At 57.8% G+C, this 16,078-nt stretch carries 10 protein-coding genes; 7 read left to right on the top strand and 3 right to left on the bottom strand.

The window, feature by feature from the left end; all coding sequences use genetic code 11:
- Positions 1-10: 10 nt before the first annotated feature.
- From PQU96_RS10940 to PQU96_RS10960, 5 genes are read left to right on the top strand one after another with little or no spacing between them, the layout of a single operon-like run.
- Complete coding sequence (locus PQU96_RS10940) at positions 11-976, top strand: glycosyltransferase family 2 protein (protein WP_272772359.1); 966 nt, start codon at positions 11-13, stop codon at positions 974-976.
- Entirely contained in the window at positions 963-1,874 is a 912-nt protein-coding gene (locus PQU96_RS10945) for an NAD-dependent epimerase/dehydratase family protein (RefSeq protein WP_272772360.1), read from the top strand. The genes PQU96_RS10940 and PQU96_RS10945 overlap by 14 nt, the downstream gene beginning before the upstream one ends.
- A complete protein-coding gene (locus PQU96_RS10950) occupies positions 1,871-2,866 on the top strand; it encodes a glycosyltransferase family 2 protein (RefSeq protein ID WP_272772361.1) in 996 nt (331 codons plus the stop codon). The genes PQU96_RS10945 and PQU96_RS10950 overlap by 4 nt, the downstream gene beginning before the upstream one ends.
- Complete coding sequence (locus PQU96_RS10955) at positions 2,853-3,746, top strand: glycosyltransferase family 2 protein (RefSeq protein WP_272772362.1); 894 nt, start codon at positions 2,853-2,855, stop codon at positions 3,744-3,746. The genes PQU96_RS10950 and PQU96_RS10955 overlap by 14 nt, the downstream gene beginning before the upstream one ends.
- A 1-nt stretch (position 3,747) precedes the next feature.
- The gene (locus PQU96_RS10960) at positions 3,748-4,560 is read left to right on the top strand and encodes a glycosyltransferase (protein ID WP_272772363.1); all 813 of its coding nucleotides are present in this window, start codon (positions 3,748-3,750) and stop codon (positions 4,558-4,560) included.
- A 164-nt stretch (positions 4,561-4,724) separates the two neighbouring features.
- Here PQU96_RS10960 and PQU96_RS10965 read toward each other — a convergent pair whose 3' ends face one another.
- Together PQU96_RS10965 and gltB are read right to left on the bottom strand one after the other, a co-directional pair.
- Complete coding sequence (locus PQU96_RS10965; RefSeq protein WP_272772364.1) at positions 4,725-6,140, bottom strand: glutamate synthase small subunit GltD family protein; 1,416 nt, start codon at positions 6,138-6,140, stop codon at positions 4,725-4,727.
- Between the two features lie 80 nt (positions 6,141-6,220).
- On the bottom strand, positions 6,221-10,666 hold the full coding sequence (gene gltB, locus PQU96_RS10970) for a glutamate synthase large subunit (RefSeq protein ID WP_272772365.1): 4,446 nt from the start codon (positions 10,664-10,666) through the stop codon (positions 6,221-6,223).
- Between the two features lie 260 nt (positions 10,667-10,926).
- Between gltB and PQU96_RS10975 the strand changes: the two genes are divergently transcribed.
- On the top strand, positions 10,927-12,402 hold the full coding sequence (locus PQU96_RS10975; protein WP_272772366.1) for a phospholipase D-like domain-containing protein: 1,476 nt from the start codon (positions 10,927-10,929) through the stop codon (positions 12,400-12,402).
- A gap of 536 nt (positions 12,403-12,938) precedes the next feature.
- Positions 12,939-15,197, top strand: a complete 2,259-nt coding sequence (locus PQU96_RS10980; RefSeq protein ID WP_272772367.1) for an arginine/lysine/ornithine decarboxylase — start codon at positions 12,939-12,941, stop codon at positions 15,195-15,197.
- Positions 15,198-15,270: 73 nt separating this feature from the next.
- On the opposite strand, the gene PQU96_RS10985 is transcribed toward PQU96_RS10980, so the two are convergent.
- Positions 15,271-16,026 carry a substrate-binding periplasmic protein gene (locus tag PQU96_RS10985; RefSeq protein WP_272772368.1) on the bottom strand — a complete coding sequence of 252 codons (756 nt, stop codon included), beginning with the start codon at positions 16,024-16,026 and terminating at the stop codon, positions 15,271-15,273.
- Positions 16,027-16,078 lie beyond the last annotated feature (52 nt).

Below are 16,078 nucleotides of genomic sequence, written 5' to 3' on the forward strand. Positions count from 1 at the left end.
CGATTCATAAATGAAAAACACAGATAGCCTGCAATCAAACAATGCACAAAAATTGCTAACTATTGCCATCCCTACTTACAAAAGAAAGCATCTTCTCGCAGAGACGCTTTCAAGCCTAAAAAAATGCAATTTGAATATCAATATTGAAATTATTATTGTAGACAACGATCACGATGGCAATAACGACATCTCTGAAATGATCATGGAAAATTTCAGTACTTTGAATCCTGTATATTACCGTAATAGTTGTAATCTTGGGATGGTAGGAAACTGGAATCAATGCATGCAATTAGCCAAGGGAAAATTCATTACAATTTTGCATGACGATGATCTTGTCAAAGAAAATTTCATTGACGAAGTGATACTGCAAATTAAAAAAAACATATCAAAGGGATATTTATTTGCATTTCGCACATCTGTGCTTGATCAAAGGATTGAACAATCCAATATTAAGTCATCTCCCGATAACTCAGAATATATTTCTCAAATATTCATACTGGACTTGTTTTTCAAAAACTTCTTTCATGGAACTCTGGGCATTATATTTGATCGTGAAAAAGCATTAGCAATTGGTGGTTTCAAAGACAATTGGTATCCCATATCAGATTATGAATTCTGGTGTCGTTGGGCATGTAAAATTGGTCCACTCACATTAATAAACAAGGACATAGCACTTTACAGAATTGCTGAAAATGAAAGCATGAAGGAAGTTACGAGGCAACTTTTTACTAGTCAATCTCTTGAACTCAGGAGAAAACTTGTTCTCGAGAAAAATGTACCAAACGTATTTGCAAAATTGATCAATCTAACAACCTGTGTCCAAACAATTCAGGTTGAAAACTATTGGTCAGACAAGTCATACATAGAAAAATTTCCTGGTAAAATTTTAGTAAAAGCATGCTTAACTCTATTTAACATCATCATCAAGATAATAAAGGCAATTCTGCACAAGGATTTGAACCATGAAAGTAAATAATACTCTTATCTTGGGCGGAACTGGTTTTATTGGCAGCGCGTTAACTAAAATACTTAAAAATGAAAATCACTATCTTCACCTAACGGTTCGAGATGGCAAATATTCTGACGAGCCAAATATAAAGCATCACAACATTAGCATTAAAGCAGTTGACGCGCTAGCAGATCTGATTGAAAACGAAGATATTTCAACTATTATCCATTGCGCATCAAATTTGATTCCATCAAGTCAATTTGTCGATTTTTACGCAGAAAACGAGAATTTGATTCTTCCAACAATTTCCTTGCTGGACAAAATAAAAAACAAGGAAATACTCTATGTATACTTTTCCTCTGGCGGTGTTATTTATGGAAACCATGCAAACATTCCCACCAATGAAACAGCACCTCTGAATCCTCTTTCCTATTACGGTTTATCCAAAAAAATCATTGAAGGCTACTTACATTTCTACAGCAGTAACTTTAAAATAAATCATTTGATTATACGTCCTTCCAACCCATATGGCAGCGATCAACACAAAGATGGCGTCCAGGGATTCATTGCCACAGTTTTACATAAAATAATAAATGGGATGCCAATTGAGATATGGGGAGATGGTTCAATCATTCGTGACTACATTACCATTGATGATCTTGCATGGGCAACCAAGGAATTAATCAACAAGCGAGTGCAAAATGAAACATTTAATATTGGTTCAGGCGATGGTCATTCCTTGCTTGATGTTATCAATGTCATCAGCAATATTACCAGCTTAACACCGAATCTGACATTTTCCAGCGCTAGAAATATTGATGTAAAAACAGTAATTCTTGACATCAAAAAATTGCAAGGTGAAATTAACTTCATCGCAACACCACTCGTGGATGGGATCCGTAATTTCTACCAGAAAATATCATGAACTTTAAATATAAACTTGCAATTGCGATTCCAACATACAATCGCGCCGATATCCTTTCTGAAAACATTGAAACAATGCTTCCGGAATTAATTGCCCATCAAATTCCCATTTACATATCCGACGATAGCAGTGACACAAAGACAGCCCAAGTACTAAAAAAAATTTCTTATCAAAATATTTTTTACACTTCAAACAAACCCAGCCATGGACATGATAAAAACTGTATTTCTACATTAAATCTACCAGATGCGGAATATATATGGTACCTTGGGGACTCCATATACATTACGCCTGGATTCATAGAGAAAATTCTAAGACAGATTGATGACCAAAAACCCGACATAATTTGTGTGAATGCACCACACAGGATATCCAATACCATGTCGCGCACTGTCTACGACAAAAAAAATTTTTTGATTGAAACAGCCTGGCACCTTACATTGACAGGTTCCAGTATTTACAGAAAATCGGCAATATCCTTTCATAATCTAGACATTAGAAAATGGAAGAACTTCCCACAAACTGGTATCACGTTGTCTATTGTCTTGAAACCAGACTCAAAAGTCATTTGGATTGGGGAAGAGTCCATTACTACAAACCCCAAGAAAAATAGCTATTGGTCAAAAAATGTCATCGATGTATTCGCACGGGACTGGTGCAATTTTGTTCAAAGCTTTGCAGAATACTTTACTAAAAACGAATTAGAGAAACTGGAACTTTCCCACTCGTTAAATACAAAAATATTGTCAACAAAAGCACTTATAATGTATCGTAGTCAAAACAATTACAACCATGAGCTCTACTCCATACATTACGCTTTCCTGAGACGTAGTTCCCAATGCAAAAAAATATTACTTTTCCTTATCTCGATCACACCACAGACAGTTTGCAAATTTATTTTTCAAATATATAAAACCATCAAAACCAATTTAAATCTATTGCAAATTAATCTGAAAAATTCAGACTCCAAGAGAAATAATGCTGAAATGTAAAACATGCTCTATTATCGTCAGTTATAATCCTGAAATTGATAATCTTGTTTCTTTGACCAATGCATTGGCTCGGCAAAGTGATTTCGTTATCATTATTGATAACAACTCCCATAATAAAGAGAGCATCGTAAGCATCACAGAAACCCAAGATCGCTGTCGCAGTATTTTACTAGACAAGAATACTGGCATAGCACATGCCCAGAATGTCGGTATCCAGTTTGCACTGGATCATGACTATGCCTATGTGGTGTTCTTCGACCAGGACAGCACCATTGACTCGGATTTCATCCGACAGCAAGTGACGGCCTTTGAACACATCCAGTCAGGGCAGCCCCAACTTGCTGCACTGGGCCCGGCCTTTGTGGATAAGAAACACGGTTTTCATTACAAGATTGTCAATATTGACCGTTATGGCCGGCGGACAAAGATTGATACGCAGCATATGAAGCAGCCTTTCGCGGCATCACTGATCATTTCTTCCGGCAGCCTTGTTTCGGCAGATGCCTTACGTGCCATCGGCCCGATGGATGAGCGCTTTTTCATTGATTATGTCGATACCGAATGGTGTCTGCGTGCGCATGCCAAAGGTTACGTCATTTATGTGAATCCGCAGGTGCAGATGCTGCACGCCATCGGTGATAACTCGCTGCAACTGCTGAAGTGGCGTGTACCGGTGCATAGTGCCTTCCGCCGCTATTACCGTATCCGCAATGCCTTTTTCCTGTTGAAGATGCGGCATGTTCCAACCTTGTTGGCAGTGCGGGAGATTACCTTCAATCTGGTGCATCAACTGGTATTGATTCTGTTTGGCCAAAACAAACTGGCTTATGTGCGTTCGCTGTGGCGTGGACTGAGGGATGGGCTGAATGGGAAATACTGATATGCCGCAGCTGATTGCTTCCATTGTTCTGTACAAGCATCAGTACGAGGACGTTAAGCCCACCATGGATGCCTTGCTTGGCTGTCAGAGCCTGAGCCGGCTGGTGCTGGTGGACAATGGTGGCTGTGCATGGGCCGAGCAGCTGCAAGAGCCCAAAGTGCATTACATCCGCTCGGACCGTAATGGTGGTTATGGTCATGGTCACAATCAGGCCATACGGGCCTTTGCCGGACAGGCGGATTATTTCCTGATTTGCAATCCGGACATCCAGTTTCATAGCTCGGATCTGGACCATTACCTGGCAGGGCTCAGTGGGCATGCAGCAGGCTTGTTCATGCCGCGCATTGTTTACCCGGATGGCACGCAGCAGGAGCTGTGCAAGCTGCTGCCTACTCCGGCCAATCTGTTTGCCCGCCGCTTTTTGCCACCGCTGGCAGAGAAGCTGGACCAACGCTATATGCTGCGCCATGCAGACTTTGACAAGGCCTTCTTTGCCCCGTCGCTATCCGGCTGCTTCATGCTGTTCCGCGCTGCGGCACTACTGGAGTTGAACGGTTTTGACAACAATTTCTTCATGTATATGGAGGATGTCGATCTGTCACGTCGCTGTGCCGTGCGCTTTGGCAATCTGTATCTGCCGGACATGAGCGTGACCCATCACTTTGCAAAAGCCTCGTACTCTGACAAGAAGCTGCTAAAGGCACATATCCGCTCAGCCGTGCTGTATTTCAACAAGTGGGGATGGGTGTTTGACAAGACTCGCCGCAAGCTGAACAAAGCTTGTCTGGCACAATTGCCTAGAAAAAAGGCCTGATCGGACAGGCAAGTCTGGATGCAGATAGTATTTCAGGTAGGCCGGCAGACTAAATTTCACTTACAACCACTCTCTATAAAGAGGTTAGGCAAGTATTGAATGCAATTTTTGCATCATAAAAAACCCCGCCTTGTTTGGCGGGGCTTTTTATGCGTTGGTTAGGACTACCACACCTGCAAATAACTCAGCATCCCCTCCGCCGCCTGACGGCCTTCAAACACCGCCCGCACAACCAGATCGGCGCCGCGCACCTGGTCGCCGCCGGCGAAGATCTTCGGGTTGCTGGTCTGGTGTTTGAACTGCTGCTTTTCCGGTGCCACGGTGCGGCCGCGCTTGTCGGTCTTGATGCCGGTGTGGCCGAACCAGTCTGCCGCTTCGGTCTGGAAACCGAAGGCGATCACGACGTGGTCGCACTCGATGATCTGTTCCGAGCCTTCCACCACCTCGGCGGCACGACGGCCTTTCTCGTCCGGTGCACCCAGTCGGGTTTCCGCCAGATGCAGACGTAGGCTGCCGTCGGCGCCTTCGCCGATGCCCAGCGGCTGACGGTTCCACAGGAACTCGACACCCTCTTCCTTGGCATTACCGACTTCGCGCTTGGAGCCCGGCATGTTGGCCTCGTCGCGGCGGTAGGCACAGATCACGCTCTTGGCGCCCTGGCGGATGGCGGTACGGTTGCAGTCCATCGCGGTGTCGCCACCACCCAGTACCACCACGCGCTTGCCCTGCATCGACTGGTGCGCCTCGCCTTCCGGCAGGGTGCCCATGCTGTGACGTACGTTGTTGATCAGGAACGGCAGCGCTTCCAGCACGCCAGGCAGGTATTCGCCGTCGAAACCGCCCTTCATGAACTTGTAGGCGCCCATGCCCATGAACACCGCGTCGTACTCTTCCAGCAGCTCGTCGATGGTGACCTGCACGCCGATCTCGGTGTTGAGACGGAAGGTAACCCCCATCTCTTCCATGATCAGGCGACGGGTCTTGATCACGCTCTTTTCCAGCTTGAACTCCGGGATGCCGAAGGTGATCAGGCCACCGATTTCCTCGTAGCGGTCGAACACCACCGGCTTGACGCCGTTACGCACCAGCACGTCGGCGCAGGCGAGGCCGGCCGGGCCGGCGCCGATGATGGCCACCTTCTTGTCGGTCCACACCACCTTGGACATGTCCGGACGCCAGCCGGCCTTGAACGCCTCGTCGGTGATGTACTTCTCCACGCTGCCGATGGTGACGGCGCCGAAGCCGCCCTGCTCCAGGGTGCAGGCGCCTTCGCACAGGCGGTCCTGCGGGCAAACTCGGCCGCAGATCTCCGGCAGGGAGTTGGTCTTGTGCGACATCTCTGCCGCCTCGAACAGCTTGCCCTCCTTCACCAACTTCAGCCAGTTGGGGATGTAGTTGTGCACCGGGCACTCCCACTCGCAGTACGGGTTGCCACAGGACAGGCAACGCCCGGCCTGGTCACCCGCGTCCACCGCGTGCAGCGGGGTGTAAATCTCTTTGAATTCGATCTTGCGCACCGCGGCCTCGACCTTGTCGCCGGGGTTGCGCGAGAGCTTCATGAACTGGAAAACGTCACCCATGATCATTCCTCCGTCCTTGCGGCCAACGTTGGCCGCAAGGCGTTTCTTTCTTGTTCGGGGGCGGACAGTCCGCCCGTCCCTTAGTCTTTCAGCAGGCTTTCGAGCTTGGCCGCCTTCGGTTTCACCAGCCAGAAGTAGTCGACGTAGTCGTCGAAGTTCTCCAGCATCGCGCGGCCGGTTTCGGAGCCGGTCAGCTCGACGTGCTTGGCGATCTTCTCCAGCAGGTAGGCGCGGTACATGCCCATCGCCTCGCCGTTGATCAGGTTGATATCGATCAGCTCGTTGTTGTAGCGGTAGGCAAACTTCTCGGCACGGTCGAATACGAAGGCGAAGCCACCGGTCATGCCGGCACCGAAGTTGTAGCCGGTCTCGCCCAGCACGATCACACTGCCGCCGGTCATGTACTCGCAGCAGTGGTCGCCTGCGCCCTCGATCACCGCCAGTGCACCGGAGTTGCGCACCCCGAAACGCTCGCCGGCGACGCCGGCCGCGAACAGCTGACCACCGGTGGCGCCGTACAGGCAGGTGTTACCGATGATGATGGACTCGTCCGGCTTGTAGGCGGCGTCCTTCGGCGGGTAGATCACCACGCGGCCGCCGGCCATGCCCTTGCCCACGTAGTCGTTGGCGTCGCCTTCCAGCTCCAGGTGCAGGCCCGGCGCGTTCCACACGCCGAAACTCTGGCCGGCCGAACCGCTGAACTTCACCTTCAGGCAGCCAAACGGCAGGCCGGCAGCACCGTGCACGCGGGCGATCTCGCCGGACAGGCGCGCCCCGATGGAGCGGTGGATGTTCTCGATGTCGTAACGCAGTTCCAGCATCTGCTTGTTGTGGATCGCCGGCAGCGCATCCTTCAGGATCTGTTCGGCCAGCTCGCCCTTGTCGAAGGACGGGTTGGAGTCGGTGACGCAGAAGCGCGGCACGTCATCCGGCACGGTGCCTTGCGACAGCAGCGGCGCCAGGTTCAGCTTGTGCTGGCGGTCGGTGACGCCGGCTTCCAGGTTGAGCAGCTCCATGCGGCCGATCAGCTCTTCCATGTTGCGCACGCCCAGCTTGGCCATCCACTCGCGGGTTTCCTGCGCGATGAACAGGAAGTAGTTCATCACCATTTCCGGCAGGCCGATGAAGTACTTCGAACGCAGCTTGATTTCCTGGGTGGCCACGCCGGTGGCGCAGTTGTTCAGGTGGCAGATGCGCAGGAACTTGCAGCCCAGCGCCACCATCGGACCGGTACCGAAGCCGAAGCTCTCGGCGCCCATGATGGCGGCCTTGATCACGTCGAGGCCGGTTTTCAGGCCGCCGTCGGTCTGCACGCGCACACGACCGCGCAGGCCATTGGCGCGCAGCACCTGCTGCGCCTCGGTCAGGCCCAGCTCCCACGGGCTGCCGGCGTACTTCACCGACGCCAGCGGGCTGGCACCGGTACCGCCGTCGTAACCGGAGATGGTAATCAGGTCGGCGTAGGCCTTGGCCACGCCGGCGGCGATAGTGCCGACACCCGGCTCGGCCACCAGCTTCACCGACACCAGCGCGGTCGGGTTCACCTGTTTCAGGTCGAAGATCAGCTGTGCCAGGTCTTCGATGGAGTAGATGTCGTGGTGCGGCGGCGGCGAGATCAGCGAGATGCCCGGCTTGGAGCAGCGCAGCTTGGCGATCAGCGGCGATACCTTGTCGCCCGGCAGCTGGCCACCCTCACCCGGCTTGGCGCCCTGTGCCACCTTGATCTGCAGCACTTCGGCGTTGACCAGATAGTGCGGGGTGACGCCGAAACGGCCGGACGCCACCTGCTTGATCTTGGACATCTTCTCGGTGCCGTAACGCGACGGGTCTTCGCCGCCTTCACCGGAGTTGGAGCGGCCGCCCAGACGGTTCATCGCGGTGGCCATCGCCTCGTGCGCTTCCGGCGACAGCGCGCCCAGCGACATGCCGGCGGAGTCGAAACGCTTGAGGATGCTTTCCACCGGTTCCACCTCGTCGATGGAGATCGGGGTGATGCCGTCGAAATTCAGCGTCATCAGGTCGCGGAACATTGCCACCGGACGGTTGTTGACCAGCTCGGCATACTGCTTGTAGGCGTCGTAGTCGGTATTCTGCACTGCCTTCTGCAGCGTCATTACCACGTCCGGGTTGTACGCGTGGTACTCCTCGCCGTGCACGTACTTCAGCAGGCCGCCCTGGGTCACCGGACGCATCGGGTTGAACGCGAGTTTCGACAGTTTCTTCTGGTCGTCCTCGAAGTCGTCGAAGCTGGCACCGGAGATACGCGACACGGTGCCCTTCAGGCACAGTGCCACCACGTCTTCGTGCAGGCCGATACCTTCAAACAGCTGCGCGCCGCGGTAGCTGGCGATGGTGGAGATGCCCATCTTGGACAGCACCTTCATCAGGCCCTTGTTGATGCCCTTGCGGTAGTGCTGCAGCGCCTCGTTCACGCGCAGGTTCACGTCACCGGTAGCCACCAGGTCGACAATGCTCTGATAGGCGAGGTACGGGTACACCGCGGTGGCGCCGTAGCCGATCAGCGCCGCCATCTGGTGCGGGTCGCGCACGGTGCCGGTTTCCAGCAGGATGTTGGACTTGCAGCGCAGGCCGGCGTCGATCAGAGCGTGGTGCACGGCGCCGGTGGCAAACAACGCGTGGATCGGCAGACGGTTGGCCGCAATGGTGCGGTCGGACAGCACCACGATCACGGTGCCTTCCTGTACCGCCTCGACCACGTGGGCGCACAGCTTGCGGATGGCGTCTTCCAGCGTGCTCTCGCTCGGGTCGTAGCACAGATCGAAGGTGGTGGCCTTCAGGTAGGATTCCGGACGGGTGGTGATGCGCAGGAATTTCTCGCGCGACAGCACCGGGCTGCGCACTTCCAGACGCTTCGCGTGCTCGGCGGTCTCCTCGAACATATTGCGCTCGGGGCCGAACACGGTGTTCAGCGACATCACGATCGCTTCGCGGATCGGGTCGATCGGCGGGTTGGTCACCTGCGCGAACTGCTGGCGCAGGTAGTCGAACGGCGAGCGTACGCGCTGCGACAGCACCGCCATCGGCGTGTCGTCACCCATGGAGCCGACGGCTTCCTGGCCGTCTTCGGCCAGCACGCGCAGGATCTGGTCACGCTCTTCGAAGCTGATGTTGAACAGCTTCTGGTAGGTCAGCAGCTGGTCTTTCGGCCACGCTTCCAGGCCGGCGTCGTCTTCGATCGACAGCTCCAGGCGCGAGCCGGCATCCTTGATCCACTGGCGGTACGGCTTGGCGGATTTCAGCTGCGCGTCGATGTCTTCCGGATACAGGATCTCGCCGGTCTGCAGGTCGGCGGCGAACAGCTGGCCCGGCTTCACGCGGCCCTTCTTCACCACGTCTTCCGGCTTGTAGTCCCACACGCCCACTTCCGAGGCGATGGTGAGGATATTGTCCTTGGTCAGTACCCAGCGTGCCGGGCGCAGGCCGTTGCGATCCAGCATGCAGCCGGCGTAGCGACCGTCGGTCAGCACGATGCCGGCCGGGCCGTCCCACGGCTCCATGTGCATGGAGTTGAATTCGTAGAACGCGCGCAGGTCCTTGTCGGTGGAGTCCACGTTCTGCCATGCCGGCGGCACCAGGAGGCGCAGCGCGCGGAACAGCGGAATGCCGCCCATCAGCAGGCCTTCCAGCATGTTGTCCAGCGACATGGAGTCGGAACCGTCGGTCTGCACGATGGGGCGGATGGCGTCCATGTCGATGTGCGGCGAGGACATGATGCGTTCGCGCGCACGCGCCCAGTGGCGGTTGCCCTGCACGGTGTTGATCTCGCCGTTGTGGGCGAGGAAGCGGAACGGCTGCGCCAGTTTCCACTGCGGCCAGGTGTTGGTGGAGAAGCGCTGGTGGAACACCGCCAGGCTGGATTCGAAACGCGGATCGGAGAGGTCCAGGTAGAACTTGTGCAGGTTGTCCGGCGTCACCAGGCCCTTGTACGACAGCGTGTGCGGCGACAGCGTCGGCAGGTAGAAGTACGGGTCGTCGGCCTTGTTGGCCTTCTCCGCCTGGCGGCGGCCCATGTACAGGCGGCGCTGGAACGACAGCTCGTCCATGCCGAACGGGCAGTTGACAAACACCTGGTAGAAGCTCGGCAGCGATGCCAGCGCCTGCTCGCCACAGGCGGCGAGGTCGATCGGCACCGCGCGGAAGCCGGCGACTTCCAGCCCCTGCTGCTCCAGATACTCCTTCAGCCGGTTGCGGCTGCGCTCGCCCTCTTGCGGGTGCGCAAACACGAGGCCGGCGGCGTACACTGCCTTGAGGGTGATGCCGGCTTCGGCGGCCACTTCGCGCAGGAAGCCGTCCGGCTTGCGGAACAGCAGGCCACAGCCGTCACCGGATTTGCCGTCGGCGGCGACCGCACCGCGGTGCGTCAGCTTGGCCAGCGAGGAAATGGCGGTATTCACCAGCCAGTGCGAGGGCTTGTCGTCCAGTTGTGCGATCAAGCCGAAGCCACAGCTGTCTTGTTCGAAGTCGGGGCTGTATAAGGTGCCCTCCAACCAACGCTGTCTGTCCATTCTAGGTCCCTGATTATAATGTGTAGCGAATGGATTGATTCTAAGGTCAAGATAGCTGACCTGCAACCGCTTTTTGTGCGACGCATTATCAACATAAAATCAACAAGTTAGCTTGATTTTATCCAAATAAAATACAACACGAACGCTGCAAAAGTTTATGTTTAAGAGACATCAACATTCAAAAACACGACCAGAATCAGGTGCGTCCGACACCCTACAAACTACTGTGTAATGTATACAAAACAGGATAGACAATAAGCATGCTCGATGGCCGTCCCGCCCCCAGTCGCAGCCTGTTCCGCCTGCTGGCCGAACAGGCGCTGGCACGCTCGGCCGGCGCACCGCTGGTGACCGGCAACCGCGTCGAACTGCTGTTCGACGCCGCGGCCAACTTTGCCGCCTGGCTGGACGCCATCGCCCAGGCCGAACACAGCATCCTGATCGAAATGTACCTGTTCGCCGACGACGACTTCGGTCGCCGGCTGCGCAGCGCGCTCCAGGACAAGGCGCTCCAAGGTGTCAGGGTGTACCTGCTCTACGACTGGCTGGGCTGCTGGCGCGAACACTACCGCGGCTTTTTCAAGCCGCTGCTGCAGGCCGGCGCCGAGGTGCGGGTGTGGCAGCCGCCGTCGTTTGCCAGGGGGCTGCGTCTGCTGGGCCGCGACCACCGCAAGCTGATCGTGGTCGACGGTCACACCGCCTTCATCGGCGGCCTGTGCGCCAGCTCGCGCTGGAACGACTGGCGCGATACCGGGCTGCGACTGCAGGGGCCGTTACTGGACGATGCGGTGGCAGCCTTTGCCGACAGCTGGCTGCACGCCGGCGACGGCGCGCTGCCGCACGTCGCCACCGACCACGGCAGCCACGGCGAAGTCGCCGCACGCCTGATCGCCACCACTCCGGCCACCGCCAACCTGATGCGTCTGGACCTGCTGATCGCCGGCTTTGCGCGGCGGCGGCTGTGGCTGACCGACGCCTACTTCATGGGCACCACCACCTACCTCACCGCCCTGCAGCAGGCGGCGCGCGACGGCGTCGACGTGCGCCTCTTGGTGCCGCGCGCCAGCGACATCGGCTGGATCGCCACCGTGTCGCGCACGCTGTATCGGCCGCTGCTCAGCGCCGGGGTGCGGGTGTTCGAGTGGGACGGCACCATGATTCACGCCAAGACCGCGGTCGCCGACAGCCGCTGGGCGCGTATCGGCTCCACCAATCTCAACCTCTCCAGCTGGCTGGCAAACCGCGAGCTGGATCTGGCGATCGAGGACGAGGCGCTGGCGCGACAGATGGAAACGCGCTTCCTGAACGATCTGGACCACGCCACCGAGATCGTGCTCAGCGGCCAGCACCTGCGTCCGGCGCTGAAACACGCACGCGGCGAGCGTCGCCGGCTGCCGGTGCGGCAGCAGGCGGTGATCGGGGCCGCCGCCGCCGCGCGCCAGGCGCTGCGCATCGGCGATGCCGTCGGCGCCGCCGTGCGCGGTACCCGCAGCGTGGAGCAGAGCGAGGCCGCCTCCTTCCTCAGCATCGCGCTGACCCTGCTCGGCCTCGCGCTGCTGCTGGTACTGTTTCCGTGGCTGGCGGCGCTGCCGCTGGCGCTGCTGCTCGGTTTTGCCGGTGTCTCGGTGCTGCTGCGCGCCGCCACGCTGTACCGTCGCCGCTGGCAAAAAAAACAACACCCCGCCGCACCAGCCAGGCCGGACAAACCGCCGCCGGATGACGATGTTAAGCCTTGATTTTGCGACCATCCGCCCCGCCCCGCCCGCCCTTGTCCGGCATGGAAAAGCCGTAAAATGGCCGTAATGAGCGGTGTGCAATACTGCTATGCAACATCTGCGCCGCCATTGCCGCTACAATGCGCGCTTTCTTGGGTTATTCGAAGGTGTTTTCCGTTGCGGCCAACCTTGCGGGGCCACCCGGACGACAACACCCTAAGCCGGCAGACGTGAAGGCAAAGCAAGGCTTTGCCCAGTGCGGACCGCGGTGCAAAGCGCCCCTTTGCTCCGGCCTTGCCCCCGATTTCCATCGGGACGGCAAGACGGAAAAACCACGCGCCTCAAGGCCAGCCATCCAGGGCGGCGGCATCACGTCGTACGTACAGAACTGTGCCCCAACGCGCACCGAGTGACACTTCCGGCCATGCCGCGAAGGCCGTAACAGGCGTTACAGGTGCCCGGGATCGTCCCTGCCCACGCGGGGAACCCAAGCCTTCGTCTGCAGCCGCCTTGCGCATCACGGCAGTGTCCGAGTTAACCGCAACAAGGACTCAGGTATGCGTTTTCACTTCCCGATCGTCATCATCGACGAAGATTTCCGCAGCGAGAACACCAGCGGCTCCGGCATCCGCGAGCTGGCCACCGCCATCCAGGCCGAAGGCATGGACGTCATCGGCTACACCAGCTACGGCGACCTGACTTCGTTCGCGCAGCAGCAAAGCCGCGCCGCCGGCTTCATCCTGTCGATCGACGACGAGGAATTCCAGACCGACGAGGATGCCACCTCGGCACTGGGCGGCCTGTACGGCTTCGTGGCCGAAATCCGCCGCCGCAACCCGGACATCCCGGTCTACCTGTACGGCGAGACGCGCACCGCGCGCCACATCCCCAACGACATCCTGCGCGAGCTGCACGGCTTCATCCACATGCACGAGGACACGCCGGAGTTCGTCGCGCGCCACATCATCCGCGAGGCCAAGAGCTACCTCGACACCCTGGCGCCGCCGTTCTTCCGCGCGCTGGTCAACTACGCGCAGGACGGCTCCTACTCCTGGCACTGCCCGGGGCACTCCGGCGGCGTCGCGTTCCTGAAGTCGCCGGTGGGCCAGATGTTCCACCAGTTCTTCGGCGAGAACATGCTGCGCGCCGACGTGTGCAACGCGGTGGAAGAACTCGGCCAGCTCTTGGACCACACCGGCCCGGTGGCCGCGTCGGAACGAAACGCGGCACGCATCTTCAGCTCCGACCACTGCTTCTTCGTGACCAACGGCACCTCGACCAGCAACAAGATCGTGTGGCACAGCACCGTCGCCGCCGGCGACATCGTGCTGGTGGACCGCAACTGCCACAAGTCCAACCTGCACGCGATCATGATGACCGGCGCCATTCCGGTGTTCCTGATGCCGACGCGCAACCACTACGGCATCATCGGCCCGATCCCGAAATCGGAGTTCTCGCTGGACGCGATCCGCGCCAAGATCAAGGCCAATCCGTTCGCCCGCGAGGCGCTGGCCAAGAACCCGAACGCCAAGCCGCGCATCCTGACCATCACCCAGTCCACCTACGACGGCATCATGTACAACGTCGAGGAGATCAAGGGCATGCTGGATGGCGAGGTCGACACCCTGCACTTTGATGAAGCGTGGCTGCCGCATGCCAGCTTCCACGACTTCTACGGCGACTTCCACGCCATCGGTGAAGGCCGTCCGCGCTGCAAGGAGTCGATGATCTTCTCGACACAATCCACGCACAAGTTGCTGGCCGGCATCTCGCAGGCATCGCAAATCCTGGTGCAGGACCCGCAAAACCGCCAGCTGGACACCCACAGCTTCAACGAAGCCTACCTGATGCACACCTCCACCAGCCCGCAGTACGCGATCATCGCCAGCTGCGACGTGGCGGCGGCGATGATGGAACAGCCGGGCGGCCAGGCGCTGGTGGAAGAATCGCTGGCCGAGGCGCTAGAATTCCGCCGCTCGATGCGCAAGGTGGACGAGGAGTACGGCGAGGACTGGTGGTTCCGCGTATGGGGCCCGGAGAAGCTGTCGGAAGACGGCATCTGCGACCCGCAGGACTGGGAGCTGAAAACCGGCGAGGCCTGGCACGGGTTTGCCGGCATCGAGGACGGCTTCAACCTGCTGGACCCGATCAAGGCCACCATCCTGACCCCGGGCCTGAACGTGGACGGCAGCTTCGAAGAGCTGGGCATCCCGGCGTCGATGGTGACCAAGTACCTGGCCGAACACGGCGTGGTGGTCGAGAAAACCGGCCTGTACAGCTTCTTCATCATGTTCACCATCGGCATTACCAAGGGCCGCTGGAACACGCTGCTGGCCGCGCTGCAACAGTTCAAGGACGACTTCGACAAGAACCAGCCGCTGTGGCGCTGCATGCCGGACTTCATCGCCAAGCATCCGGAGTACGAGCGCGTCGGCCTCAAGGACCTGTGCCTGAAGATCCACCGCGCCTACCACGAGCACAACGTGGCGCGCCTGACCACCGAGATCTACCTGTCGGAAATGGTGCCGGGCATGAAGCCGTCGGACGCGTTTGCCAAGATGGCGCACCGCGAGGTCGAGCGCGTGCCGGTCGACGAGCTGGAAGGCCGCATCACCGCGGTACTGCTGACCCCGTATCCGCCGGGCATCCCGCTCCTGATCCCGGGCGAGGTGTTCAACAAGACCATCGTCGACTACCTGCGCTTCACCGAGCAGTTCAACCGCAGCTTCCCCGGCTTCGAGACCGACGTGCACGGCTTGATCGCCGAGGTACGCGACGGCAAGAAGACCTACTTCGTGGATTGCGTGAAGGCCTGATCCCGCGCTCCGGAAAACGATGCGGCCAACCTTGCAAAAGGTTGGCCGCATTTTTCATGGCCGCGCGGCGGGCTCACTGGTAGTCGCGGAACGCACGGGCGAAGCTGCCGTCACGCCGCAGCGCCTGGTAGCTCTCGCGCAGCCGCGCCAGCGTCGCCGGCGGCGTGCCAAGACTGGCAGCCAGGTACAGCTCCATGGTCAGCGGCAAGGGCAGCAACTGGCGGAACTGGCGACAGTCCAGCAGTTCGCGCTGGCAATACGCCTGCAGGCTGCCCGCGGAAAGCGGCACCGCGTCGATCCAGCCCAGCTGCAGCCGGCGCAGATTGGTTTCCGTATTGTCGGCGACATCCAGCCCGGCGTGGCGCCTGGCGCTGACCTCGGCAAAACCCTGCTCGCGCAGCCACTGCCCGCGCACGTCCTGGTTGCTGATGCCGATGCGCAGGCGACCCGCCTCCGCCAGCGTGCCGACACGCAGCTCGGACCGGCTCGCCAGCGCATACAGCGCCACCCGCTCCGAACCGAGCCACCCCAGCCAGTGGAACTGCGCCTCGCGCGCCGGCGTGCGCGCCAGCGAATAGATCAGCACGTTGGGCTGGTGGCTGGCCAGCGCCATGCTGCGCGCCCACGGATAGACATGAAGCTGGAACGGCAGCCCGGCATGGCGCAGCAACTGCTCGACAAAACGCGGCGCCGGCCCCTGCAGGCGCTGGCCGACGATGAAATTGAACGGCGGCGCGTCTTCGGTCACCACCTTGAGCATGGCCTGTGCCACCGCCGGCAGCGACAGCAGGCAGCAACCGGCCAGCAACAGTGCCTTCGCAAGCCGCATAAACCCTCCGGAGCGGAAAAAACCCGCATCTTGCTGCGTTGTAGCCCACCCC

The organism is Vogesella margarita, from assembly GCF_028548475.1.
Classification (GTDB): Bacteria; Pseudomonadota; Gammaproteobacteria; order Burkholderiales; family Chromobacteriaceae; genus Vogesella; species Vogesella margarita.

Coding starts and splice junctions, on each gene's coding strand:
- PQU96_RS10940 (WP_272772359.1), top strand. CDS start 11: ATGAAAAACACAGATAGCCTGCAATCAAACAATGCACAAAAATTGCTA.
- PQU96_RS10960 (WP_272772363.1), top strand. CDS start 3,748: ATGCCGCAGCTGATTGCTTCCATTGTTCTGTACAAGCATCAGTACGAG.
- PQU96_RS10955 (WP_272772362.1), top strand. CDS start 2,853: ATGCTGAAATGTAAAACATGCTCTATTATCGTCAGTTATAATCCTGAA.
- PQU96_RS10975 (WP_272772366.1), top strand. CDS start 10,927: ATGCTCGATGGCCGTCCCGCCCCCAGTCGCAGCCTGTTCCGCCTGCTG.
- PQU96_RS10980 (WP_272772367.1), top strand. CDS start 12,939: ATGCGTTTTCACTTCCCGATCGTCATCATCGACGAAGATTTCCGCAGC.
- gltB (WP_272772365.1), bottom strand. CDS start 10,666: ATGGACAGACAGCGTTGGTTGGAGGGCACCTTATACAGCCCCGACTTC.
- PQU96_RS10945 (WP_272772360.1), top strand. CDS start 963: ATGAAAGTAAATAATACTCTTATCTTGGGCGGAACTGGTTTTATTGGC.
- PQU96_RS10965 (WP_272772364.1), bottom strand. CDS start 6,140: ATGGGTGACGTTTTCCAGTTCATGAAGCTCTCGCGCAACCCCGGCGAC.
- PQU96_RS10985 (WP_272772368.1), bottom strand. CDS start 16,026: ATGCGGCTTGCGAAGGCACTGTTGCTGGCCGGTTGCTGCCTGCTGTCG.
- PQU96_RS10950 (WP_272772361.1), top strand. CDS start 1,871: ATGAACTTTAAATATAAACTTGCAATTGCGATTCCAACATACAATCGC.